We start from the raw sequence: 21,523 nt of genomic DNA, 5'->3' as shown, positions 1-21,523 counted from the left end.
CGCACAATCGGTGAACAGGCAGGGACATACACGCAAAAGGCGCCGCCTTCATGGCGACGCCTTTATCGGTGCGAATCAGTTCTTTAGCCGACGCCCTGCTGGGCGCCCTCGTGGACGTGGACGCCCGCGCCGAGCTCGACGATCTGAGCCTCGCTCAGGCCGACGCCCTGCCAGACCTGGATGATCATGTAGATGCCGGAGGGCTGCTTGACCCACAGCTCCGAGCCGGTGTCGCCGCCGGGCGCGGGCGACTCCTTACCGTCGGGGGTCATGCCGGGGAGGCTCTTGAGGAGCAGGCCCTCCTGGTCGCCGACCTTGACCTTCTTGCCGTCGCGGCTCGGGCCGCTCTGGTCCTTCGACTCCAGCATCACGACGATCTTGTCGACGAAGCTGTTCGGGTCGTACAGCGGGTCGGCCGACGGGTTGACGTCCGGTCCCGGGTTCTTGGCCTTCTCGGGGGCGAAGACCAGCGAGTAGTTGTCGTCGTTCTGGATGAACCAGCCCGACGGCACCTTGTCGACCGTGAAGCCCTTGGGCTGCTCCCCCTTGTAGGCCACCAGCTGCACCTTGGCCGCCGTCGTGGACCTGTCGGCGGCGATCGGCGCGGACGGCTCACCAGCCCCGCCGGAGGTGGTCACCGCGAACACGGCGACCAGGGCGGCCACGCCGAAGGCGGAGCCGGCCACCGACTGGAGGGTGCGGCGGCGGCGCAGCGCCCGGCGGCCGCGGACGAGATCGGCCTCGGCGAGTGCCTGGACGGCGGTGGTGGCGGTCTCCGGCGCGGGGCCCGCGATCTTCTCGAAATGACGGCGCAGGTCGCTCATCGGGTGGCTCCTTGGCTGCTCAGAAAGGTGGTCTGCGCCGAGTCGAGCGCAGTGCGGAGACGGTCCAGCCCACGGGCGGTCTGGCTCTTGACGTTGCCTTCGGAGCAGTTGAGGGCGTCCGCGGTCTCGGCGACACCGAGGTCGTAGAAGTAGCGGAACACCACCGCCGCCCGCATCCGCGGCGGCAGCGCGCGCAGCGCCTGCTGCACGGCCTCGCCCACGTCGCCCGTGGCCTCGGAGAAAGCGACCTCGGGCAGCTCGGCCACCGGCCGCTCCCGCCGCCGCCAGATCCGCCGCCGCTCGTCGATCAGCGCGTTGACCAGCACCCGGCGCACGTAGGCGTCGGGGTTGTGCGCCCGTTGGAAGGCCGGCCACGCGACGTAGAGCTTGGTCAGCGCCGCCTGGACCAGATCCTCCGCAAGGTGCGTGTCCCCCGCCGTGAGCAGGGTCGCCGTGTGGAGAAGGCGAGGGCGCCGGCCTACCACGAACTCGTGGAACTGCTCGTCTCGCTCGGTTCTGCCCGAGCCGCTGTCTCGTCTCACGCCCCGATGACGGTTCCGCCCGCGGTGGGGTTGCATTTATCCGAGAAGGACATTGAGACCGCTCGCGAAAAGGTCGTCGTCGTCCCATTGATCGGGGTCCAGGTGACCCGACGCGGTGAGCGTCGGATAGGCGGCCGGGTCGGCGGTGATGTGCCGGCGCGCTTGGCCGGGATCGGCCACGGGGGTGGTCGCCGCGGCGCCGATCACGTAGTTGGCCAGCAGGCGGGTGGTCACCGCGAGAGCGTGGCCGGTCAGACCGCCACGCATGAGGGTGGTCTGGAGAAACTCGGTGCGGGCGAGGACGTTCGGTCCCAGTGCGGGGCGGCCGATGAGGGTGACCGACCACGGATGGTGCAGCATGGCGTCGCGCCAGCCCCAGATCAGGGCTCGGACGTCGGCCCGCCAGTCGGCGGTCACCTCCGGCAGGCCTACATCGCGAAAGATCTCGTCGACCGCCAGGTCGAGCACATCCTCCTTGGTGCGAACATGCCAGTAGAGTGCGGTGGCGCTGACGTTGAACCTCTGGGCCAGCCGGCGCATGGTCAGCCCTTCGATGCCGTCGGCGTCGAGGAGGGCGATCGCCGCCTCGACGATGCGCTCGCGGGTGAGTGGCGCCGGGCGGCGGGGGCGCTCCGGCTCGGCGCGGAGCCAGATGCTGTCGGTGTTCGGCACTGAACAAGGATAACGTGCCTTAACAGCGTTAAATTGACGGCATGCCTCTCGTACGGGTTCAGATCGCCAGCACTCGGGGCGCCGCCAAGAAGGTGCTCGCCCTCCACCAGGCCGGAAAGGTCGACCGGCCCTCGCGGGACGCCGCCCGCGACGAGGTGATTCGACTCGGCCGTACGCCCGCTGGTGAACCCGTCTTCGTCGGCGTCACCAACGGCGAGCCGGTGCACCTGCTCTACGACGTGCGGGTCTATCTGGACTGAGCCCGCCACCGCGACTTGATCAGGCGCTCGACCGGGCCGCCGAGGAGCATGAGCAGGATGGCCCAGTAGTTGATGGCGTCGGCGAAGACGGACCCGATGATGGCGGCCAGCAGCAGGGCGACGAAGACGGTGGCGTTACCGAGGAGCGCTTCGCGAGTGGCGGGGTTGCGGCCGGCGCTGACTTCGGGGTGCTTCATGACGTACGCCGTCAGCGCCGTCAGCGATCCGCTCGAAAGCACCAAAGTGCCGACGTAGAGGGCGACGGTCGTAGGGGACGGCGGATAGGTGGTGATGACCGACGTCAGGACCGGCAGCAGGACGATGGCCAGGGTCCAGAGGGCGCTCAGCAGCACGATCGGCGGGCGGAGCCGGGTGACGTGGCGGAAGACGCGGTGATGGGCCCACCAGAAGCGGAAGATGACGGCGAAGCTCAGGAGGAAACCGGCGAACTCGGCGCGGTCGGCGCGCAGCAGTTCGGGCAGCGGGAGGTCTTCCTCGCCGGCGGCCGTGACGGTTTCGAGCAGGGGCAGGATGAGCAGGGTGATCGCGATGGCCGCGACCGCGTCGGTGAAGAGCACCAGGCGCTCGGGGCTCGACTCCGCCTCGACGGCGTCAGACATCGCTGCAGTATGCAACGAGAATTGTTCGGAGCGGTGGAGACCAGGCGGTGAGCTGCGGCAACCCGTCGGTCCAGGTAGGCCCCGAACAACCCTCGCTGGTACCCTGCCTCAGACGGGCTCGTAGCTCAGTGGATAGAGCAACCGCCTCCTAAGCGGTAGGTCGCGCGTTCAAATCGCGCCGGGCCCACGCACAGCGTTCGCCACCGTCCTGGTCAGCAGATCCAGGACGTGATGGCGTGAGGCCCCAGGGCGTTCGCCCAGGTATGACCATGCGGCGTAAAGCTGGGACCACAGCAGGCTGATCACCCAGTCGGGCGGCAGGACCGGGTCGATGGAACCGTCGGCGTGGCCGCGCCGGATCACCGCTTCCAGGTCGGTCTGCTCCCCCTCGTCCAGGCAGGCGCCCTCGGGCTCGCTGAAGACCAGGGACAGCAGGGAGCCCAGGTCGAAATATTCGCGGCAGAGCCGCAGCAGCGCCTCGGCGCCGGTGCCCTTGTCGAGCTCGGCCAGGCGGGCGGCGCGGGTCAGGCGCTCGCCGCCCTCGACGGCGACGGCCGCCATCAGGTCGGCCCGCTCGGCGAAATAGCGGTGCAGGGTGGTGCGCCCGACCTCGGCCGCGGCGGCGATCTCGCCCAGCGAGCAGGCCGGGTTGCCGGCGAGCAGGGTGATCGCCGCGTCGACGATCGCCTGCCGGGTGCGGTTCCTGATGCCGGAGGTCACGCGCATACCTTACGGGAATTGGCATTGCCCGCGATGGAACACCTGTGTTCCACTACAGAACATGCAGATTCTCCTGCGCCTCCTCCGGCCGCACTGGCCGGTGCTCGCCCTCGGGCTGGTCCTCGGACTGATCGCCAACGCGGCCAACCTCGCCGCCCCGCTCGCCACCAAGCGGATCATCGACACGCTCGGTGACGGCGGCGCGCTGGCCGGGCCGATCACGCTGCTGCTCGGGCTGGTCGTCGTGGGCGCGGTGATCGGGCTCTGGCAGTGGATCCTGATGGGCACCCTGGCCGAGCAGGTCGTGCTCGACGCGCGGGTGTCGGTCATCCAGCGCTACTTCCGGGCGCGGCTGGCCGAGCTGACCGGGCGCCCGGCCGGCGAGCTGGTCACCCGGGTCACCGCCGACCCGGGCCTGCTGCACGCGGCCTCGTCCAGCATCGTCGGCCTGATCAACGCGGGTCTGGCCTTCATCGCCACGCTGGTGCTGATGGGCACGCTCGACCTGGTGCTGCTGGCCTGCACGCTCGGGGCGGTGCTGGTGATCGGTGTGGTCATGGCGGTGCTGCTGCCGACGATCAGCCGCGCGCAGAAGGCGGCGCAGGACGCGGTGGGCGAGCTGGGAGGCGAGCTCGAGGGAACGCTGCGGGCCATGCGTACGGTGAAAGCGAGCCGGGCCGAGACGCGACAGGAAGCGAAGATCGAAGACGACGCCCGCAGGGCGGCGGCGCACAATGTGCGGGCCGCGAAACGGGCGGCGTGGGTCTGGACGGTGGCCTGGAGCGGCATCTCCTTCTCGGTGATCGCCGTGCTGGGCGTCGGCGCGTGGCGGGCCGACGCGGGATTGCTCGAGGTCAGCAGCCTGATCGCGTTCCTGCTGTACGCCTTCCAGTTGATGGGGCCGATCGGCGAGCTGACCCAGAACGTCACCGCCCTGCAGTCGGGCATCGCGGCCGCGCGGCGCATCAGCGAGGTCTACGCGATGAACGAGGAGACCTCGACTCCCCGCGCGACACGAAGCCAGCCGGAAGCGCCGGTGCTGGCGATGCGCGACGTCACGCTGCGCTACGGCGAGACCGAGGCACTCAAGTCGATAAATCTGGACATTTCGAGAAGGGGGCACACTGCCATCGTCGGGCCCTCCGGCGCAGGCAAAACGTCGCTGTTCTCGCTGATCCTTCGCTTCCTCGACCCGCAGGAGGGCGACATTCTGCTGCACGGGCGGTCGTATGAAGACCTCACCCATGAGGAGATCAGGGACCATTTGGCGTACGTCGAGCAGGAGGCGCCCGTGGTGCCGGGCACCATCCGGGAGAACCTTCTGCTCAGCCAACCGGAGGCCGGCGAGGCCGACCTGTGGGACGTGCTGGATCGGGTGATCCTGCGCGACAAAGTGGCCGGGATGGCAGAGGGGCTGGACAGCCCGATTTCGGGGGCCGAGCTTAGCGGAGGTGAGCGGCAGCGGATCGCGCTGGCCCGGGCACTGTTGCGCTCCCCCTCGGTGCTGCTGCTGGACGAGGCCACGGCCCAGGTCGACGCCCTCACCGAGGCGGCGCTGCACCGATGCGTACGGGAAAAGGCCTCGGAATCCGCCGTCGTGACCATCGCGCACCGGCTGTCGACAGTGATCGACGCCGACCGGATCATCGTGCTGCAGGACGGGCGGGTCCGGGCCGAGGGGACGCACGAGTCGCTGCTCGCCTCGGACGACCTCTACCGGGGACTGATCGAGGCGCTGCGGATCGCTACTCCGACTCCGGTATGAGGGGCTCCGGTATGAATTCGAGCAGATCGCCGGGCTGGCAGCCGAGGACCTGGCACATCGCCTCCAAGGTGCTGAAGCGGACCGCCTTGGCCCGGCCGTTCTTGAGCACGGCGATGTTCGCCGGGGTCAGCCCGACCTTCTCGGCGAACTCGCCCACGCTCATCTTGCGTTTGGCCAGTTCGACGTCGATACGCACCACTATGGGCATCAGATGACCGCTTCCATGTCGGTCCGCAGCGTAGTGGCCTGCCGCAGCAGCGCGCGCAGCACGGTGATGAGAAGGGTGAGGACGGTGACGCCGGTCGTGGCCAGGAAGAGCAGCAGCGGCAGGCCGGGATCCTCGGCGTTGAAGCCGACGTAGAGGAAGACGCCGGTCAGCGTCACCCAGCCGGCGCCGAAGGCCCAGAGGATCACGTCGACCCAGACCATCGACGCCGGCGTGAAGATCCGGTCCTTCTGGACCAGGGTGAGCAGCTTCCACGTCGCCACGATCACGGCCTGCACGCAGAGCACCCAGAAGATGGTGACGATCGTGGCCGGCCATCTCAGATAGGCGCCTTCGGGAGCCTCCCGGGCCATGTGGGCGAACTGGCCCGGGAGCGACACGGTCTGGAAGAAGATCAGGACCGCGAAGAGAAGCGCGAGGAAGACACGGAGGGGCGCGACGACCCGTTTCTCGAACATGCATCGACTATCGCTCGTTAGCTATCGAATTTCAATAGATACGTTGTGAAGATCGTGTGCAGACCGGCGGGGTCAGACGTGGGCCGGGGCGGCCGCGCGGGTCGCTCGGAGTCCTGTCGCCCACACCCCGAGGCCGATGAGGGCCAGGACCGCGCCGAGGACGCAGGCGCCGGTCCAGCCGTAGCGGTCGTGCAGCACGCCGGTCAGGGCCGAGGCGAGCGCGCCACCCGAGAAGACCGTCGTCATGAAGACGGTGTTGATCCGGGCCCGGGCGTTCTCGCGCAGCGCGTAGATCTCGTGCTGGCTCATCACCTGATGCGCCTGCACCGCGAAGTCGAGAAGGATCCCGGCCACGGCCAGCACGATCACACTGCCGTGGCCGACCGCGGCCAGGATCAGCATCAGCGCCGCCAGCAGCAGGGCGCCCCCGCTGGCCACCTTGCCGTGCCCGCGGTCGGCGAACTTCCCGGCCACCGGTGCGGCCAGCGCGCCACCCGCGCCGATCAGCGCGAAGACCGCGATCGCACCCTGGCTGAAGCCGTGCTCGTCGATCAGCTCGTAACCGATCGCCGTCCAGAACGCCGTGAACGCGCCGAACAGGGTGGCCTGGCTCAGCGCACGACGGCGCAGCGCCGGCTCCTCGCGGACCAGCGTGCCGACCGAGCGCAGCAGCGAGCCGTAGCCGGCGGTGTGGTCGGCCGGGCGCACCGGCAGCATCCGCCGCAGCACCACGGCCAGCACCACCATCAGGACGGCCGAGATGAAGTAGATCGCCCGCCAGCCCCACACCTCGGCCACCAGGCTGGAGACCGTGCGGGCCAGCAGGATGCCGAGCAGCAGCCCGCTCATCACCTTGCCGACCAGCGCGCCCCGCTGCTCGGCCGGCGCCAGATGGGCCGCCAGCGGCACCAGGATCTGCGCCACCACCGAGGTCACGCCGACCAGGACCGAGACGACCAGGAAGATTGAGTACGCCGGGGAGACCGCCGCCAACAGCAGGGCGACGGCCGTTCCGCCGAGCATGCGGGTGGTCAGCTTCCGGTTCTCGACGAGGTCGCCGAGGGGCAGCAGGAAGAGCAGCCCGGCCGCGTATCCGACCTGGGTCAGCGTCACCACGACGGTGGCCGCGCCCTGACTCACGTGGAACGAGTCGGCGATCAGGTCGAGCAGGGGTTGCGAGTAGTAGAGGTTGGCCACGGTGAGACCGCAGGCCACGGCCAGAACGAAAACGAGGGAACGTCGCACAAGAGTTGATCTACCCGAGGGCGCCCCTGTCGCCTCAGTGAGGACCGTTACGCACGACCCGAAAGGTTGCCAATTCCGGATCGGAGGCGTCGGGGATTACCATGCCCGCCGCCCGGCCCGCGCGCAGATACTTCACGACCGCCTCGTTGAAGCGCTCGCCCGGCAGGATCGCCGGGACGCCCGGCGGGTACGGGCTGATCATCTCGGCCGAGACGCGGCCGGCCGGGTCGGCGACCTGTTCGGTCTCGGCGAAGTACGCCTCGCGCGGGTTCATGGCCTGGTCGAGGTCGAGTTCGCCCAGCGGCGGCACGTCGGGCGACGGGCGGTCCGGCGCCGGCGGCTCAGCCACCAGGTCCTCGAAGGCCGCGGCCAGCCTGTCCATCGCGACCTCGGTGTCGGAGTAGGTCAGCGAGCAGACCACCCGGCGGGCGTCGCCCAGTTGCAGGCTCAGGCGCTTGCGCTCCGACATCCAGTCCATCACCTGATAGCCGCTCAGGCCGAGGCCGGAGACGTCGACCGAGAGCTTCATCGGGTCCCACTCGGCGACGGCGTCGTGCCCGATGATCGACTCGTCCATGACCGCGAGGGCGGACAGCTTGCCGAGCCGGGCCCGCAGGTGGTTGGTGCGGCGCAGCGCCTCGTCCAGCAGCTGCCGGCCCTCGGTCACCATCCGGCGGCGGAAGCCGTCGATCGAGCCGTAGAGCAGGGCCGACGGGCTCGTGGTGGTGATCAGGTCGAGCCGCAACCGCAGGTCGACCGGGTCGACCAGGTCGCCGCACATCAGGATCACCGAGGCCTGGCAGAGGCCGCCGTCGGCCTTGTGCAGGCTCTGCACGACGATGTCGGCCCCGGCCTGGATGGCCGCCGTCGGCAGGTCGTCGTGGAACGGGAAGTGCGCGCCCCACGCCTCGTCGACCAGCAGCGGGACGCCGTGCTTGTGGCAGGCCCGGGCGATGCCGCGTACGTCGGCGCCGGTGCCGTACTCGGTCGGCGTGATCATCAGGACGGCCGAGATGTCCGGCTCCCGCTTCAGCGCGGCGGCGACGTCGCTCGCGGTCGCCGGGTGGGCGATCTGGTTCTCGGCGTCCCACCGGGGGCGCAGCCAGACCGGCTCGGCGCCGGCCAGGATCAGCGAGGCCACCACCGACTTGTGCACGTTCCGGTCGACCAGCACCTTTCGGCCGGGGCCGGTGACGGTCAGCATCGCGGTGTGGATCGAGATGCTGGAGCCGCAGGTGGTGAAGACGGCCTGGTGGGCGCCGACCGCGTCGGCCAGCAGCTCCTCGGACTCGGCGACGGCGCTCTTGGCGAAGATGACGTCGGCCTCGAAGGCGCCGCGCGACAGCACCGAGGCGGTGCGGTCGTCGATGCCCAGGCCGAGACGGTGGCCGGGCAGGGCGAAGGAGTACTGGTCGTTGTGCCGGAACTGCTCGATGGCGTCCAGCACCGGGGTGCGCCGCTGATCCATGCGGCGGCGCGTTCCCGGATGATCAGCTGTTAAACGGGGTGTGCGGCCACGAAGGCGGCGATGTACTCGTCCAGGTGACGCTCGGCGCGCCAGCCCAGCTCGGCCGCCTTGGTGCTGTCGGCCTGGCCGCGGACGCGCTCGCCGCGCAGGGCCGGAACCAGCTCGTACGGGACACCGAACATCTTCGCGACCTCGAGGATGGGCCGCTCGTGGCCGGCGCCGAGCAGGTAGCCGTCGCCGCTGCCCTTGTGGGCGACCAGCACGATGCCGCGGACGATGTCGTCGATGTGGGTGAAGTCGCGGGTCTGCGTGCCCGGCGACACCACCGGCAGCGGCTCGCCGCGCAGGTAGCGGTCCTCGAAGATGCCGATCACGGTCGCGTACTTGCCGCTGGTGATCTGGCCCGGGCCGTACACGTTGTAGAAGTAGGTGATGGCGAAGTCGAGGCCGAACCAGTCGGCGTAGTTCTTGATGTACTCGATGTTCTTCGCCTTGGTCCAGGCGTACGGGTTCAGGTTTTCGTCCTGGCCGTCGTTGCCGAACTTCGAGCTCGAGCCCGCGTAGATCAGCTTGGACCCGTTGGCCGACGCGAACTTCACGACCTCCTTGGTCCCGTGGAGGTTGAACTCCCAGGTCAGGTCGTGGTCGTCGAACGACTGCACGATGCGCGAGTACTCGCCCAGGTGGAAGACGATCTCGGGGCTGGGCAGGCCGCGGTCGGCCCAGATCTTCGCGACGTCGACGGTCGAGCCGTCGAGGTAGGTCAGCCGCGGGTCGTTGACGTGGTTTTCCGGCACGCCGGTGAAGTAGTTGTCGAGCGACACGATCGCCGCCGCCGGGAAGTCGGTCAGCAGTGACTTGATCAGAGCGGAACCGACAAATCCGGCACCACCGGTGACCAGCAGTGTTTGACTCAAAACTTCCTCCGTACGACGTTCCCGGCCGACTCGGGCGAGGCTACCAAGGAAACGCCGCCCCACCGGAATCGTCCGATGGGGCGGCATCCGAAGGACTACCAGGGTGACGGTGCCGGCGGCGCGACCACCGGCGGCCTGTCGTCGCAGGTAATCGTGTTGGAGAGCATCCACGGGGCCAGCCAGCCGCCGTCGTTGCCGCCGAGATCCGACAGCGAGAACTCGGAGCCTTCCGGCGTGAAGTGGAAGGTGCCGCAGTTGTTCACGCCGACCGCGCCGACGTTACGGGCGTCCACGTTCTCGAAGGTGGCGCTGCCGGCCACCCGGGCGCTGAGAACACTCGTACCCGTGCCGTCGACCCGAATGTCCTTGAAGTGCAGGTTGGTCACCGAGTAGAGATCCTTCACCGGCCAGTCGGCGACCAGCATGATCGCGTTGTAGGTGCTGTCCAGGAAGTGGTCGCCGGTCACCCGGATGTCGGCCTCGATGTTCCTCTCCAGCGCATAGATCCAGATGGCGCCCAGACCGATGTTCCAATTCAGCTCGTACGTCCCCGCGCGCACCGTGGTGTTGTCGGTGATCCACAGATGGCCGGTGAACGGCTCGGCCCCGAAGCGGGAGCCGGCGTGGATCGCGCTGCCCTCGCGGATCGGGTCGGCGACCAGATTGTTCGACACCGTGATGTCGTTGCCGCCGTAGATCGCGATGCCGTTGGCCAGCGTCGGCGTCTGCACGGTGTTGCGGTCGAACGTGTTGCCGGAGTTCGTCACCTTCTCGGCCCACATGGCCAGCGCGTCATCGCCGGTGTTGCGGATGAAGTTGTTGCGCACCAGCGAGCCGGTGACACCGGTGTGGAAGTTCAGCCCGTCGGCGATCTGGTCGACGATGACATTGTTGGTCACCCTGGTGTTGGACATCGGCCCGTCGAACCACAGACCCACCTTGGTGTGGTGGATGTAGAGGCCGTCGATGATCGAGTCGCTCATCGCGCCGCCGACGCCGTTGACCTGGTCGGTGTCGATGCGCTCGCGGACGTCGCCCTCGATGGCGAAGCCGGACAGGCGCACGTTGCGGCTGCCGCCGTCCTTGGCGTCCTTGCCGTAGAAGCCGACGCCGGTGTGCACCGAGCCGTCCGGCGCGGGCGTGCTCAGCGCGACCTCGCGGCCCTTGATGATCGTGTACCAGTTGCCGGCGCCCTCGATCGTCACGTCGTCGACGATGATGTGCCGGTTGACCTGGAAGGTGCCCGGCGGGACGTACACCTTCAATTTGGTCTTGCGGGCGAAGGCGATGGCCTTGTCGAAGGCCGGCGCCGAGTCGCGGCGGCCGGTCGGGTCGGCCCCGAAGGCGAGGACGTTCGCCGCGATCAGGCTGACCTTGGGCGGGGCCACCAGCTCGGAGTCGAGAAGGTCGATGACGGTCCACGCGGCCTTGCTGGAGGCGGTCAGGCGGACCTTTTCGCCGGCCTTGACCGTCTTGCCGAGCAGGAGGCGCTGCTCGTCGTAGAAGTGCATGGGCCGGAACGGCTTGGTGATCACCGGGGCCGGCGTGGTGGCCGACGGCACGCAGGCGCACTCGGTGATCCACCAGTCCGGGTGCAGCAGGTCGGCGTTGGGGTCGTTGGTGAACTGGTACTGGTTGTAGAGCCAGGAGTACTGCGAGGTCAGCGACATCGTGCGGGTCAGGCTGCCGGCCTTCACGGTCAGCGGCGCGGTGATCCCGCCGCCGTTCGGCGCGTCCGGCAGGCTGTAGCGCACGGTGAGGGCGTTGGCCGCCTTGGGCAGCGTGAACTCGACCCACTGGCCGGGCGTGAGCCGCACGGCGGAGCGGCCGGACGCCTCGGCGGGCAGCGTGTAGGCGGTGCGGTCGGGGCCGATGACGGCGCCGTTGGTGCGGGCGGTCTCGGCCTCCTGCTCCAGGAAGTTGACGGTCGCGCCCCGGCCGGCGACGAGGGCGGGGTCGAGGCCGGCGCGGGTGACGTGGGCGGGGGTCGAGGGGGTCGCATAGGCGGCGCCCCCACTGAGGACGGTTCCCAAGGCAGTGGCGGCCGCGATGGCCCAGCCGCCACGTCTCAGTTCCAGGAACATCGACGAACTCTTCTCTACAGAGGAGGGAGCGTTGCCGGTGACCTTAGGACCGGTGTGACGTAGTGCACAAGGTGCTGTCGCTAAATTTCGCGCTGCTGTTCTGTGCTTGCGCTTTTTGAAACTCCTTCTTGCACCTTTCGACCCCTTGCGGGGGTTCAACCACGCCAGGCGCCTGGATCTTGAGAAGCTGCCTGCATGTCATCGGACGAACACCCCCATAAACACCATTTCGCCCGACGCTCCCTGCTGGCCGCCGCCGGCGGGATGCTCATGCTCGCGGCCGCACCCGGCAGCGCCCGGGCCACCACCACCGGCCTGCACTCCGAACGCCGCAGCCGCGGCGCCGCCCGGCGCTCCCAGATCAGCCACAACACCACGCTCGTCCACGCCGACCTGCACAACCACACGCTCATGTCGGACGGGTTCGGCGACCCCGAAGGCGCCTTCGACTCGATGCGCTGGGCCGGGCTCGACGTGGCCGCGCTGACCGACCACACCACGGTCCTCGGCATCGGCGGGCTCAACGACCGGGAATGGGAGCGCACCGGCGTGCTCGCCGACAAGGCGAACGACCCCGGCAAGTACACGGCCCTGCGCGGCTTCGAGTGGTCGCACTCGGCCATGGGCCACCTCAACGTCTGGTTCACCGACGAATACACCGAGCCGACCGTGACCGGCAGCATGCGCAAGCTCTACGACTGGGTCGCCGCCCGCTCCGGGGTCAGCGGCTTCAATCACCCCGGCCGGCAGATGCTGCGATTCGACGAGTTCGCGTACGACGCGTCGATGCGCAGCCACATGGTCGGCCTGGAGATGTTCAACAACCGTGACGACTTCCTGTTCGACGGCTGGCCGTTGCAGAGCTCACCGCTCAACGCCTGCCTCAACGCGGGCTGGCGCACCGGCATCACCGGAGTCACCGACGAGCACGGCGGCGACTGGGGCATGGACGAGGGCAAGGGCCGCACCGGGCTCTGGGTCGAGGAGAACACCCGCGCCGGGGTGCTGGCCGCGATGCGGCGGCGCCGCTTCTTCGCGACACGGGTGAGCGGTCTGCGTCTTGACGCGCGGGCCAACGGCGTACGGATGGGAAAGCACCTGCCCCTCACCAAGGGTGACGTGAGATTCGAGCTCGACCTCGACCGCGGCCGTCACTGGGAAGGCCGGGAACTGCTCGTGCAGGTGCTGCGGCCCGGCTCGCAAGCCCCGTCCGTGGCCGACGTGATCGCGGTCGAGGTCGGGCAGGTCACCCGGTTCACCGTGCCGCTCGACGCCGCCGACGGCGACTGGGTGCTCCTGCGCGTCTCCGACCCCGGGCAGGAGAACGACTCCCCCGGGCCACTCGGCCACCCCTGCAACGACTGGGGCGTCGCCTACTCGAGCCCGTGGTGGCTCAAGTCGGATGAGTAGTGGCCGATAGCAGCGGTGTGACATCCACCGCCTCCTCGACCGGCACCCAGCTCGTGCATGTGGGCCGCCAGCCGATCTTCGATGAGCAGGGCGACGTGTTCGCCTACGAACTGCTCTTCCGCGGCAGCATGGAAGCGGTCGCGGCGGGACGCCAGGACACGTACGCCACCAGCACGGTCATCGTGAACGCGTTCACCGAGTTCGGCATCGGCGAGGTGGCCGGCGACCGGCTCTGCTTCATCAACCTCACCCGCGAGTTCCTCACCGGGCAGCTCGCCCTGCCGTTCGGGCCGGCCCAGGTGGTGCTCGAGGTGCTGGAGACGGTGGAGATGGACGACGAGGTCGTCGAAGGCATCACCCGGCTGGCCGAGGCGGGCTATCGGATCGCGCTGGACGACTTCGTCTGGGGCTCCGGGCACGAGCAGCTGTTCGGCATCGCCTCGTACGTCAAACTCGACCTTCTCGACGGCGATCTGAGCAACCTCGACGAGGTGGTGGCGGCCTGCCGGCAACACCCCAACATCAAGATCGTGGCCGAGCGCCTGGAAACGGACGAACAGCTCGCCATCGCCGACCGATACGGGATGGAACTGCGCCAGGGGTACGCCCTCTCGCACCCCCAGGTGCTCACGGTGGCCAGCCTGTCACCCTCGAGGCTGCGGCGGCTGGAACTGGTGGCGGCGCTGAGCGCGCCCGACGCCGACCTGCCCCGCATCGTCTCGATCATCGCGAGCGACCCGGCACTGTCCCTGCGCGTGCTTCGAGCCAGCAATTCGGTGGCGGCCGGGCACGCGAACCGGGTGTCGTCGGTCCAGCAGGCGATCGTGATGGTCGGGCTGCCGCACATCCGCCAGTGGGCGATGCTGATGGTCCTCGACGAGGTCGGCGGGGCCACCGAAGAGCACATGCTGGACGTGCTGACCCGGGCGAGGCTCTGCGAGAACGTGGCCCACTCGTTCGGGGCGCCGTCCGACGCGGCGTTCATGGCCGGAGTCATCACCGGGGTGGCCGGGGTCCTCGGCATGACACCGGCCGAGATGGCCGAACAGTTCCCGCTGGCCCCGCAGGTGGCGGCGGCCCTGACGAAGGGCACGGGATCGCTCGGGCAGGTGCTGCAGGCAGTCGACGCGTACGAGCACGGCGAATGCGGCCCGGCCGACGTGAACCTTGTCGGCGAATACATGGACGCGGTGCGCTGGTCGACGAAGGCGCTGGACGCCACCAACAAGCTGGCGGCGGCGTAAGGCACTAGTGCGGTGTCCCCTAACGCTCACCGGGTCGAGTTCCGGTGATGTCGTGGATCCTCGCCCACAAATATGGGCGAGCGACTCCTCACCGCTATGGGTGAACGCCGCGGCAAGGTCACGATGCCCGGCGAACCGACAATGCCGGCAGAGCATCACCCTGCCGGACGGTTTACTGATCCTCTTGCCACACGCCGGGCAGGTCGAGGAGGTGCCGCGTTCGTCGACCAGATGCATTCGGATCCCGGCCAGAGCGGCTTTGTCTTGCAGGATTTGCAGGGTGCGGCCGATCTGCCACTGCCGTAGCCGCAGGTTGTGCCGCCGCCCAGCCGGCAGGTCAAGGACGCCGCGCGGATCTCCTACGGTCAGCGTCCCGATCCGGTGCTCGACCGCCCAGCCGACCACGGTCTTGGCGGCCTCGTGCAGTGCCTGGCGGACCCGGCGCCGGTGCCGCCCTTCGACCAGCCGGGCTCGGCGGCGGGTTTGGCGCCAGCGCCGTGACCCGCGCTGGCCCTTGCTCGGAGCTTGGGCGGCGGTGGCCCGGCGGCGGGCTTTGGTGTCGGCCAGATGCAGGTGGTGTTCGGCGCGGATCGCCCGGCCGGACACCAGCAGGGCTTGCCCGTCGCGGGTGGCGACCGCGAACGGATGGATGATGCCCAGGTCGACTCCGGCAACCCGGTCCGGATCAGGTTGCTGTCCGGCCGGATAGGTGGTCACCGGCAGTTCGGCGGTGACGTCGACCCACAACCGGCCGTCGGCGAACAGCAACGTCACCGACCGCACACAATCGGCCGGATACGGCACCAGCCGGTCCAACCCCAGCAACAACGACGGGCAACCCCGCGCGACCGGCAACCGCAACCGGCACCCATTGAGGGTGAAGGTGCCGTGATACCAACGGACCGGCATCAACGCGCGCCGGCGGCGCGGGAATCGCACCTCGAGGGCGCCTGCCTTACGGCGGGCGGCGGCGGAGAACCAGGCGTCGGAGTAGCGGCGTAACACCGACCGGGCGCCGGTGGTGTCGAGTTCGCCGAAGGTACCCGGACCGGACTGGGCCAACAGCCGGCACAATTCCTGATAGCCCGCAGCCGGGGCATCCCCGCGCCGGCGCCGCCAGCCGTTGAACTCCAGCACGCACGCCCACACGTCACCGGCCGAACGCAACAGGCCGAAACAACGCTGCCGCTGAGCTCGGGTCAAACGCAACCCGATCCGGGCGGTGCGATGCATCACCGATCCGGCACTAGCGCCACGACATCTAGGCATTAAGCTAGCATGCCACGGCTGTCAATCCGGCGAAGGTCGCCGGACACCGTACTAGCGTCGGGCGCATGAACCTCGATGGAGCAATCGCCGTCGTCACGGGCGCCGGCACGGGCCTGGGCCATTTGATAGCGGCCGCGTTGGCATCGGCGGGAGCTAAGGTCTTCGCAGCCGACATCGCCGCGTCGCCCTCGGCCGCTTTCTCCGCCGACCCTTCCTCCACCCCCTCGAGCCGGGCGGTGCGCTGCGATGTGACCGACCCCGGCGACCGGGAACGGCTGATCGCCCTGGCCACCGCCGCCGGCGGCCCGCACATCCTGGTCAACAACGCGGGCGGCTGGACGCCGGGCGCGCAATATCCGGCCGCCGCGGCCAGCGACTGGCAGCGCACGATGGAGCTCAACCTCATCGGCCCGATGCACCTGACCCAGCTCGCCCTCGAGCCGATGGCGTCCCTGGGCGGAGGCGCGATCCTCAACATCGCCTCATCGGCCGGCGTGGGAGCAGACCCTTACGGCTCCCCGGAGTACGGGTCGTCGAAGGCGGGCCTGATCCGCTTCACGACCACGATGGGCGACCTCCCGCAGGCCCGGGTGATGTGCGTCGTGCCGGGCTGGATAGGGCTGGAACGAGCGCACGCCGAGGTGGCCGCCCTCCCGGCGTCGGAGCGGCCGACCCTGATCCCACCCGAGCAGATCGTCGAGGCGGCGTTGAACCTTCTCCGTGACGGTTCCGGCGGCGCAGTCGTCGAGATGCTCTAGACCCGCTTGAGCAGGGCTCGCCGTTCAGGGCCGTCCGGTACCGCGGCGGCGGCACGGCGGAACAGGTCGGAAGCGTGGGCCTTCTCGCCGGCGCGCTCTCTCAAGTCGGCCTCCACGGCCAGCATGTAACCCTCGGGAGCGCCGTTCACCGAGGCCAGCAACGCAAGCCCGGCGGCCGGCCCGTGGGCATAACCGTGGGCCACGGCCCGGTTGAGCTCGACCACCGGAGTCGGCTGCACCCGGGCCAACTGGTCATACCATTCCGCCGCCGAACGCCAGTTCGTTTCATCCCCCGCGTGGCAGGCCGCGATGTGGGCTTGGATCGCATAGGGCCCCTCGACCGGGGTGCGCCCCAGGATTTCCACGGCTTCCGCGATGGCCGCGCGGTCCCAGAGTGACCGATCCTGCCGGTCCAGCGTGATCGGGTCGCCCGCGGCGTCGCGGCGGGCGTTCCGGCGTGAGTGCTGGAGCAGGAACAGCGCCAGCAGCGCCGGCACTTCCGGCTCGTTCGGCATCAAGGTCGCCAGCATGCGGGCCAGCCTGATCGCCTCGTCGGCGAAGGCCGGTTCGCCGTCGGCGTCGTAGCCGCGGGTGAAGAGCAGGTACAGCACGGCCAGCACGCCGGGCAAGCGTTCGCCCAGGTCGGACGGGACGCGGTACGGGATGCCGGCGTCGGCGATCTTCGACTTGGCCCGGGTGAGGCGGCGGGTCATGGTGGCCTCGGAGACCAGGAACGCCCGGGCTATGCCGGCCGTCGGCACGCCGGCGACCGTGCGCAGGGTGAGCGCCACCCGGGCCTCCAGGGAGAGCGCCGGATGGCAGCACGTGAAGATGAGCCGCAGGCGGTCGTCGGGTGGTGCCGGCTCCCACATCATCGCCATCTCCCGCAGCTTGGTCTCCTCGACCGCGGCGCGCCGCAGCACGTCGACGGCCCTGTTCCGGGCGACCGTCATCAGCCAGCCGCCCGGGTTGTCGGGCACGCCGTCGCGGGGCCACCGTTCCAGGGCGGCGGTCAGCGCGTCCTGCGCGCAGTCCTCGGCCAGCGTCCAGTTCCCCGTCACCCGGATCAAAGTCGCGGCGATCCGGGTGTACGAGTCCTGGGCCGCCTGAGCTACTTCCTTCACCGGTCCACGAGCGGGCGGAGCTCGAGGCGGCCGTTGTAGGCCATCGGGTGGGCGGCGGCGACGGCGATCGCCTCGTCCAGGTCGGCACACTCCAGGATGTCGAAGCCCACGATCACCTCCTTGGTCTCGGCGAACGGGCCGTCGGTGAGCAGCACCTCGCCGCCGCGCACGCGGACCGTGGTGGCGGCCGACGCGGCGCCCAGGACGCTGCCGGTCACCCGGCGGCCGGCGGTGTCGTTCTCGGCGACCCACACCTCGATGTCGGGCACCCGCGACTCGTCGGTCTCCGGCTCGGTGTCGGTGCAGACGAACATCATGTACTTCATCGGTGTCCACTCCCTCGCTGATCGCTTGTCACCAGGGTGACGAACGGGGTCACGGGTAATCGGACAGCATCAGGCGGAAATATTCATCGGAGTTATCACCTGCACCGCGGCGGGCGTCTCCGGCAGCGGCCCGGACAGCAGGCCGAGTTCCCGCAGGACGGCCCGGCACGCATTTCGAAGATCAGACCGCAGATCATGATTGAGTACGGCGGACAGCTTGCCCAGGCGCAGCAGGCCGGCGTTCTCGTCGTCGAGGTCGTGGGCGACGAAGACGTCGTAGCGGCGGCGCTCGGCCGCGAACGCCTCCACCACCTCGGCGTTGCCGCTGGTGGTGGAGTAGACGGCGCGCACCGACGGGTTCGCGGCCAGCGCCCGCCGCACCTCCGGGAGCGCAACGGTCAGCAGCCGCCGGTTCGGCGCCCGTGACCTCATCTCGGCCCGGAAGCCGCTGTCCGAGCGGTCGCCGCGGACGACCAGCACATCGCCGGCGCGGTCGGCCAGCCACTGCTCGACCAGGTAGGCGGCGGTGGCGCCGGCCTCCACGTCGTCGGGGCCGAAGTGGGCGACGCGTTTGCTCGACGGCAGGTCACGGCCGAGGGTGACGACGGGGATGTCGAGCCGGCCGACCGCCTCGACGACCTCGGGGGTGTCGGGGGCGTCGAGGATCAGGCCCTGCGCGTGGCCGGCCGCGGCCAGGTCGTGGGGGAAGCGGGGGCGGATCATCGGCGGCGGCTCGGCCGTGAGGGCCGTACGGACCGGTTCCGGGCGCGGCACGACCACGTCGACCGTGATGGTGGGCTGGTACGGGGGTTCCTGGGCGTTCAGGGCGGCGATGGCGTGGTGGACCCGGCGGACGGTGCTCTCCCGCACCCCGCCGCGCTCGTGCAGCACCCGGTCGACGGTGGCCGGGCTGAGGCCGGCGCGCTCGGCGATCTCGCGAATCCGGTGCGGGTGCTTCACGCCGTACAGAATGAGGGGTTTTTGAGGTCCTATGGAAGGTCTTTGATGTGTGTTCCATCCCTGGCGGGACTGGTCACCGGTCAGCTTGCTCCGCGAGCAGGGTGACCATGCGGCGGTGCTCGTCGGCCATCGCGGCCAGGATGAGGTGGCGCTGCGTGGCCGGCATGTCCGGGTTGTCGAGCAGGGCCTCGAGGTTGGCGCCGAGATCGGCCAGCGGCGGGCGGAGATCGGGGCCCGGCTTCGTGACGACCTTTTCCACGACCTTTTCGACGACCTCTTTGACCACGATCCGCGGCATCTCGACCGTCTCGTCGGAGAACGCGGGCGCGGCGGCCTGTTTCGTTCCCTGAGCCCGGTCGAGCAGGCCGTTCAGGGTCGACGCCAGCTCGGCCACCTCGCGCGGGCTGCGCACCTCGGGCAGGCGCGACGACGGGTCCGACGGGTCGAGCTCGCGGGCCGAGGTCAGCAGCCGCTGGAACGGGCGCAGCATGTATCCCGTCGCGAACCAGACACCGGCCGCACTGAGGAGGGCCGCGAGGACCACGAGGAGAACCACGATGCGCACGTTACTGCCGTGCTGGTCGTTCAGGTCGTCCTGGCTCATCAGAATCTGCAGTTGAGCGCCCGACGGCAGCGTCTCGCCGAGCGAGCGCCACTCGCCGTCACCGGCCTGAACCGTCGTGTAGCCGTCCGGGACCGGCAGCGGGAGGCCGGCCGACGATCCGACCTGCTTGACGACCTCGCCGCCCTTGATCAGCCGGGCCACGAAAGAGCCGTCCGAGGCCAGCGTGCCGTTCTTCGACGCGGTGACCCGTACCCGGTCGGCCCGCGACGAGATCTCCCGGTCGAGAGCGTCGGAATCCCGGCCGTCGATCCGCAGAACGACGAAAAGCCCGGCCAGGGCCACCACGAGAGCAACCAGCGCCGTGACGGCGAGGGCGAGCTGAGTGCGCAGACGCATGATCCCCTACCCTGCCAGACCGGACACGCTAGAGTATTAGAGCCCGCGTCCGAGAGGCGCTGCGACGGGCCCCCGAGCACTAAAGGGTGTCCGCCACGCTCGGCTCGGGTTTCTGACACAAGGGCGCCTCCTGATGAGGGAGGAGACCCCTCTTCGTGAGCGACAAACTTCAGACCCGTAACGGCCTCGAGTTCGCGATCGCCGACATCGCGCTGGCCGAGGCCGGCCGGCACCAGCTCCGCCTGGCCGAGCACGAGATGCCGGGCCTCATGTCCCTGCGCACCGAGTTCGGCGACGCGAAGCCGCTGAGCGGGGCCCGCATCGCCGGCTCGCTGCACATGACCGTGCAGACCGCCGTGCTGATCGAGACCCTGGTCGCGCTCGGCGCCGACGTGCGCTGGGTGTCCTGCAACATCTTCTCGACGCAGGACGAGGCGGCGGCCGCGGTCGTCGTCGGCCCGAACGGCACCGTCGACGCACCCACCGGTGTCCCGGTCTTCGCCTGGAAGGGCGAGACGCTGGACGAGTACTGGTGGGCCACCATGCGGCTGTTCGACTTCGGCGACGGCCAGGGCCCGAACATGATCCTGGACGACGGCGGCGACGCCACCCTGCTCGTGCACAAGGGTGTCGAGTTCGAGGCGGCCGGCGCGGTCCCGCAGACCACCGACGCCGACAGCCACGAGTACTCGATCATCCTGGAGACGCTCCGGTCGTCACTGGCCTCCGACGGGCAGCGGTTCACCCGGGTCGCGGCGGACATCCGCGGCGTCACCGAGGAGACCACGACCGGTGTGGCCCGGCTCTACAAGCTGGCCAAGGAGGGCACCCTGCTCTTCCCGGCGATCAACGTCAACGACGCGGTCACCAAGAGCAAGTTCGACAACAAGTACGGCATCCGCCACTCGCTGGTCGACGGCCTCAACCGCGCCACCGACGTGATGCTGGGCGGCAAGCTCGCTCTCGTCTGCGGCTACGGCGACGTCGGCAAGGGCGCGGCCGAGACGCTGCGCGGCCAGGGCGCCCGCGTCGTCGTCACCGAGGTCGACCCGATCTGCGCGCTGCAGGCCGCCATGGACGGCATGCAGGTCGCCCGGATCGAGGACGTCGTCGGCGAGGCGGACATCTTCATCACCACCACCGGCGGCACCGACATCATCCGGGTCGAGCACCTGCAGGCGATGAAGCACAACGCGATCGTCGGCAACGTCGGGCACTTCGACGACGAGATCGACATGGCCGGCCTGGAAAAGGTGCCGGGCGTCGAGAAGGTCGAGATCAAGCCGCAGGTGCACGAGTGGCGCTTCCCGGACGGGCACTCGGTCATCGTGCTCTCCGAGGGCCGCCTGATGAACCTGGGCAACGCCACCGGCCACCCCAGCTTCGTCATGTCCAACTCGTTCACCAACCAGGTGATGGCCCAGATCGAGCTCTGGACCAAGCCGGGTGAGTACGAGAAGCAGGTCTACGTGCTGCCGAAGCACCTGGACGAGAAGGTCGCGCGGCTGCACCTGGACGCCCTCGGCGTCAAGCTGACGACCCTCACCAAGAAGCAGGCGGAGTACCTGGGCGTGGACGTCGACGGCCCGTACAAGCCGGAGCACTACCGCTACTGATCACTGTTTTCCTGGCCGACACAGTTAAGCCTGTGTCGGCCAGGAAAGATGAAG

The 21,523-nt window shown here is 69.4% G+C and carries 21 protein-coding genes, 1 tRNA gene and 1 pseudogene; 7 read left to right on the top strand and 16 right to left on the bottom strand.

Translation table 11 applies throughout. The features are described from left to right. Positions 1-83 precede the first annotated feature (83 nt). Genes CRP55_RS36815 through CRP55_RS36805 form a run of 3 tightly spaced genes read right to left on the bottom strand, consistent with a single transcriptional unit; the run spans position 84 to position 2,038 of the window. Positions 84-824 carry a hypothetical protein gene (locus CRP55_RS36815; RefSeq protein ID WP_097326608.1) on the bottom strand — a complete coding sequence of 247 codons (741 nt, stop codon included), beginning with the start codon at positions 822-824 and terminating at the stop codon, positions 84-86. Next, positions 821-1,366 carry a SigE family RNA polymerase sigma factor gene (locus CRP55_RS36810; protein WP_245923608.1) on the bottom strand — a complete coding sequence of 182 codons (546 nt, stop codon included), beginning with the start codon at positions 1,364-1,366 and terminating at the stop codon, positions 821-823. The genes CRP55_RS36815 and CRP55_RS36810 overlap by 4 nt, the downstream gene beginning before the upstream one ends. A 36-nt stretch (positions 1,367-1,402) precedes the next feature. Then, complete coding sequence (locus CRP55_RS36805) at positions 1,403-2,038, bottom strand: TetR/AcrR family transcriptional regulator (protein ID WP_245923607.1); 636 nt, start codon at positions 2,036-2,038, stop codon at positions 1,403-1,405. A 41-nt stretch (positions 2,039-2,079) separates the two neighbouring features. On the opposite strand from CRP55_RS36805, the gene CRP55_RS36800 reads away from it, so the two are divergent. Beyond that, the gene (locus CRP55_RS36800) at positions 2,080-2,298 is read left to right on the top strand and encodes a hypothetical protein (RefSeq protein WP_097326606.1); all 219 of its coding nucleotides are present in this window, start codon (positions 2,080-2,082) and stop codon (positions 2,296-2,298) included. On the opposite strand, the gene CRP55_RS36795 is transcribed toward CRP55_RS36800, so the two are convergent. Continuing rightward, positions 2,286-2,918 (bottom strand): TMEM175 family protein, encoded by a 633-nt coding sequence (locus tag CRP55_RS36795; protein WP_097326605.1) that lies wholly within the window; start codon positions 2,916-2,918, stop codon positions 2,286-2,288. The two genes, CRP55_RS36800 and CRP55_RS36795, sit on opposite strands and share 13 nt — an antisense overlap. A 114-nt stretch (positions 2,919-3,032) precedes the next feature. Here CRP55_RS36795 and CRP55_RS36790 point away from each other — a divergent pair. Next, positions 3,033-3,105, top strand: a tRNA-Arg gene (locus CRP55_RS36790). On the opposite strand, the gene CRP55_RS36785 is transcribed toward CRP55_RS36790, so the two are convergent. Next, a complete protein-coding gene (locus CRP55_RS36785; protein ID WP_438865839.1) occupies positions 3,087-3,638 on the bottom strand; it encodes a TetR/AcrR family transcriptional regulator in 552 nt (183 codons plus the stop codon). The two genes, CRP55_RS36790 and CRP55_RS36785, sit on opposite strands and share 19 nt — an antisense overlap. A gap of 61 nt (positions 3,639-3,699) precedes the next feature. Here CRP55_RS36785 and CRP55_RS36780 point away from each other — a divergent pair, with 61 nt between their 5' ends. Beyond that, positions 3,700-5,403 (top strand): ABC transporter ATP-binding protein, encoded by a 1,704-nt coding sequence (locus tag CRP55_RS36780; RefSeq protein ID WP_097326603.1) that lies wholly within the window; start codon positions 3,700-3,702, stop codon positions 5,401-5,403. Here CRP55_RS36780 and CRP55_RS36775 read toward each other — a convergent pair. From CRP55_RS36775 to CRP55_RS36750, 6 genes are all read right to left on the bottom strand, one after another. After that, positions 5,384-5,611, bottom strand: a complete 228-nt coding sequence (locus CRP55_RS36775) for a helix-turn-helix domain-containing protein (protein WP_097326602.1) — start codon at positions 5,609-5,611, stop codon at positions 5,384-5,386. The two genes, CRP55_RS36780 and CRP55_RS36775, sit on opposite strands and share 20 nt — an antisense overlap. Further along, positions 5,611-6,087 carry a DUF2975 domain-containing protein gene (locus CRP55_RS36770; RefSeq protein ID WP_097326601.1) on the bottom strand — a complete coding sequence of 159 codons (477 nt, stop codon included), beginning with the start codon at positions 6,085-6,087 and terminating at the stop codon, positions 5,611-5,613. Before CRP55_RS36770 ends, CRP55_RS36775 begins: the two co-directional genes overlap by 1 nt. 72 nt (positions 6,088-6,159) lie before the next feature. Further along, complete coding sequence (locus CRP55_RS36765; RefSeq protein ID WP_245923606.1) at positions 6,160-7,332, bottom strand: MFS transporter; 1,173 nt, start codon at positions 7,330-7,332, stop codon at positions 6,160-6,162. A 34-nt stretch (positions 7,333-7,366) separates the two neighbouring features. Beyond that, a complete protein-coding gene (locus CRP55_RS55850; protein ID WP_097326600.1) occupies positions 7,367-8,800 on the bottom strand; it encodes an aminotransferase class I/II-fold pyridoxal phosphate-dependent enzyme in 1,434 nt (477 codons plus the stop codon). A 29-nt stretch (positions 8,801-8,829) separates the two neighbouring features. Next, complete coding sequence (locus CRP55_RS36755) at positions 8,830-9,717, bottom strand: NAD-dependent epimerase/dehydratase family protein (protein ID WP_245923605.1); 888 nt, start codon at positions 9,715-9,717, stop codon at positions 8,830-8,832. A 95-nt stretch (positions 9,718-9,812) separates the two neighbouring features. Next, a complete protein-coding gene (locus tag CRP55_RS36750; RefSeq protein ID WP_097326598.1) occupies positions 9,813-11,801 on the bottom strand; it encodes a glycosyl hydrolase family 28-related protein in 1,989 nt (662 codons plus the stop codon). 195 nt (positions 11,802-11,996) lie between these two features. On the opposite strand from CRP55_RS36750, the gene CRP55_RS36745 reads away from it, so the two are divergent. Together CRP55_RS36745 and CRP55_RS36740 are read left to right on the top strand one after the other, a co-directional pair. Then, positions 11,997-13,211, top strand: coding sequence for a CehA/McbA family metallohydrolase (locus tag CRP55_RS36745; RefSeq protein WP_097326597.1), 1,215 nt, complete (start codon positions 11,997-11,999; stop codon positions 13,209-13,211). 17 nt (positions 13,212-13,228) lie between these two features. Then, positions 13,229-14,455: an EAL and HDOD domain-containing protein gene (locus CRP55_RS36740; protein ID WP_245923604.1), complete on the top strand. Its 1,227-nt coding sequence runs from the start codon at positions 13,229-13,231 to the stop codon at positions 14,453-14,455. Positions 14,456-14,569: 114 nt separating this feature from the next. On the opposite strand, the pseudogene CRP55_RS56350 reads toward CRP55_RS36740, so the two are convergent. Further along, a pseudogene (locus tag CRP55_RS56350) lies at positions 14,570-15,688 on the bottom strand (RNA-guided endonuclease InsQ/TnpB family protein); the annotation flags it as partial. A 101-nt stretch (positions 15,689-15,789) separates the two neighbouring features. Here CRP55_RS56350 and CRP55_RS36730 point away from each other — a divergent pair. Beyond that, positions 15,790-16,482, top strand: coding sequence for an SDR family NAD(P)-dependent oxidoreductase (locus CRP55_RS36730; protein ID WP_097326596.1), 693 nt, complete (start codon positions 15,790-15,792; stop codon positions 16,480-16,482). Here CRP55_RS36730 and CRP55_RS36725 read toward each other — a convergent pair. The 4 genes from CRP55_RS36725 to CRP55_RS36710 all read right to left on the bottom strand — a co-directional run bounded on the left by CRP55_RS36725 (position 16,479) and on the right by CRP55_RS36710 (position 19,853). Further along, positions 16,479-17,606, bottom strand: a complete 1,128-nt coding sequence (locus CRP55_RS36725) for an RNA polymerase sigma factor (protein WP_097326595.1) — start codon at positions 17,604-17,606, stop codon at positions 16,479-16,481. The two genes, CRP55_RS36730 and CRP55_RS36725, sit on opposite strands and share 4 nt — an antisense overlap. After that, complete coding sequence (locus CRP55_RS36720; RefSeq protein WP_097326594.1) at positions 17,603-17,932, bottom strand: YciI family protein; 330 nt, start codon at positions 17,930-17,932, stop codon at positions 17,603-17,605. Before CRP55_RS36720 ends, CRP55_RS36725 begins: the two co-directional genes overlap by 4 nt. Positions 17,933-18,001: 69 nt before the next feature. After that, entirely contained in the window at positions 18,002-18,892 is an 891-nt protein-coding gene (locus CRP55_RS36715; RefSeq protein ID WP_097326593.1) for a LacI family DNA-binding transcriptional regulator, read from the bottom strand. A 73-nt stretch (positions 18,893-18,965) separates the two neighbouring features. Next, positions 18,966-19,853: a HAMP domain-containing protein gene (locus CRP55_RS36710; RefSeq protein WP_097326592.1), complete on the bottom strand. Its 888-nt coding sequence runs from the start codon at positions 19,851-19,853 to the stop codon at positions 18,966-18,968. A 155-nt stretch (positions 19,854-20,008) separates the two neighbouring features. Here CRP55_RS36710 and ahcY point away from each other — a divergent pair, with 155 nt between their 5' ends. After that, the gene (ahcY, locus tag CRP55_RS36705) at positions 20,009-21,469 is read left to right on the top strand and encodes an adenosylhomocysteinase (RefSeq protein WP_097326591.1); all 1,461 of its coding nucleotides are present in this window, start codon (positions 20,009-20,011) and stop codon (positions 21,467-21,469) included. The last annotated feature ends 54 nt before the right edge of the window (positions 21,470-21,523 follow it).

The sequence above is a fragment of the Paractinoplanes atraurantiacus genome, from assembly GCF_900215205.1.
In the GTDB taxonomy this organism is placed as follows: domain Bacteria; phylum Actinomycetota; class Actinomycetes; order Mycobacteriales; family Micromonosporaceae; genus Actinoplanes; species Actinoplanes atraurantiacus.
This window is presented reverse-complemented; position numbering and strand designations above follow the sequence as displayed.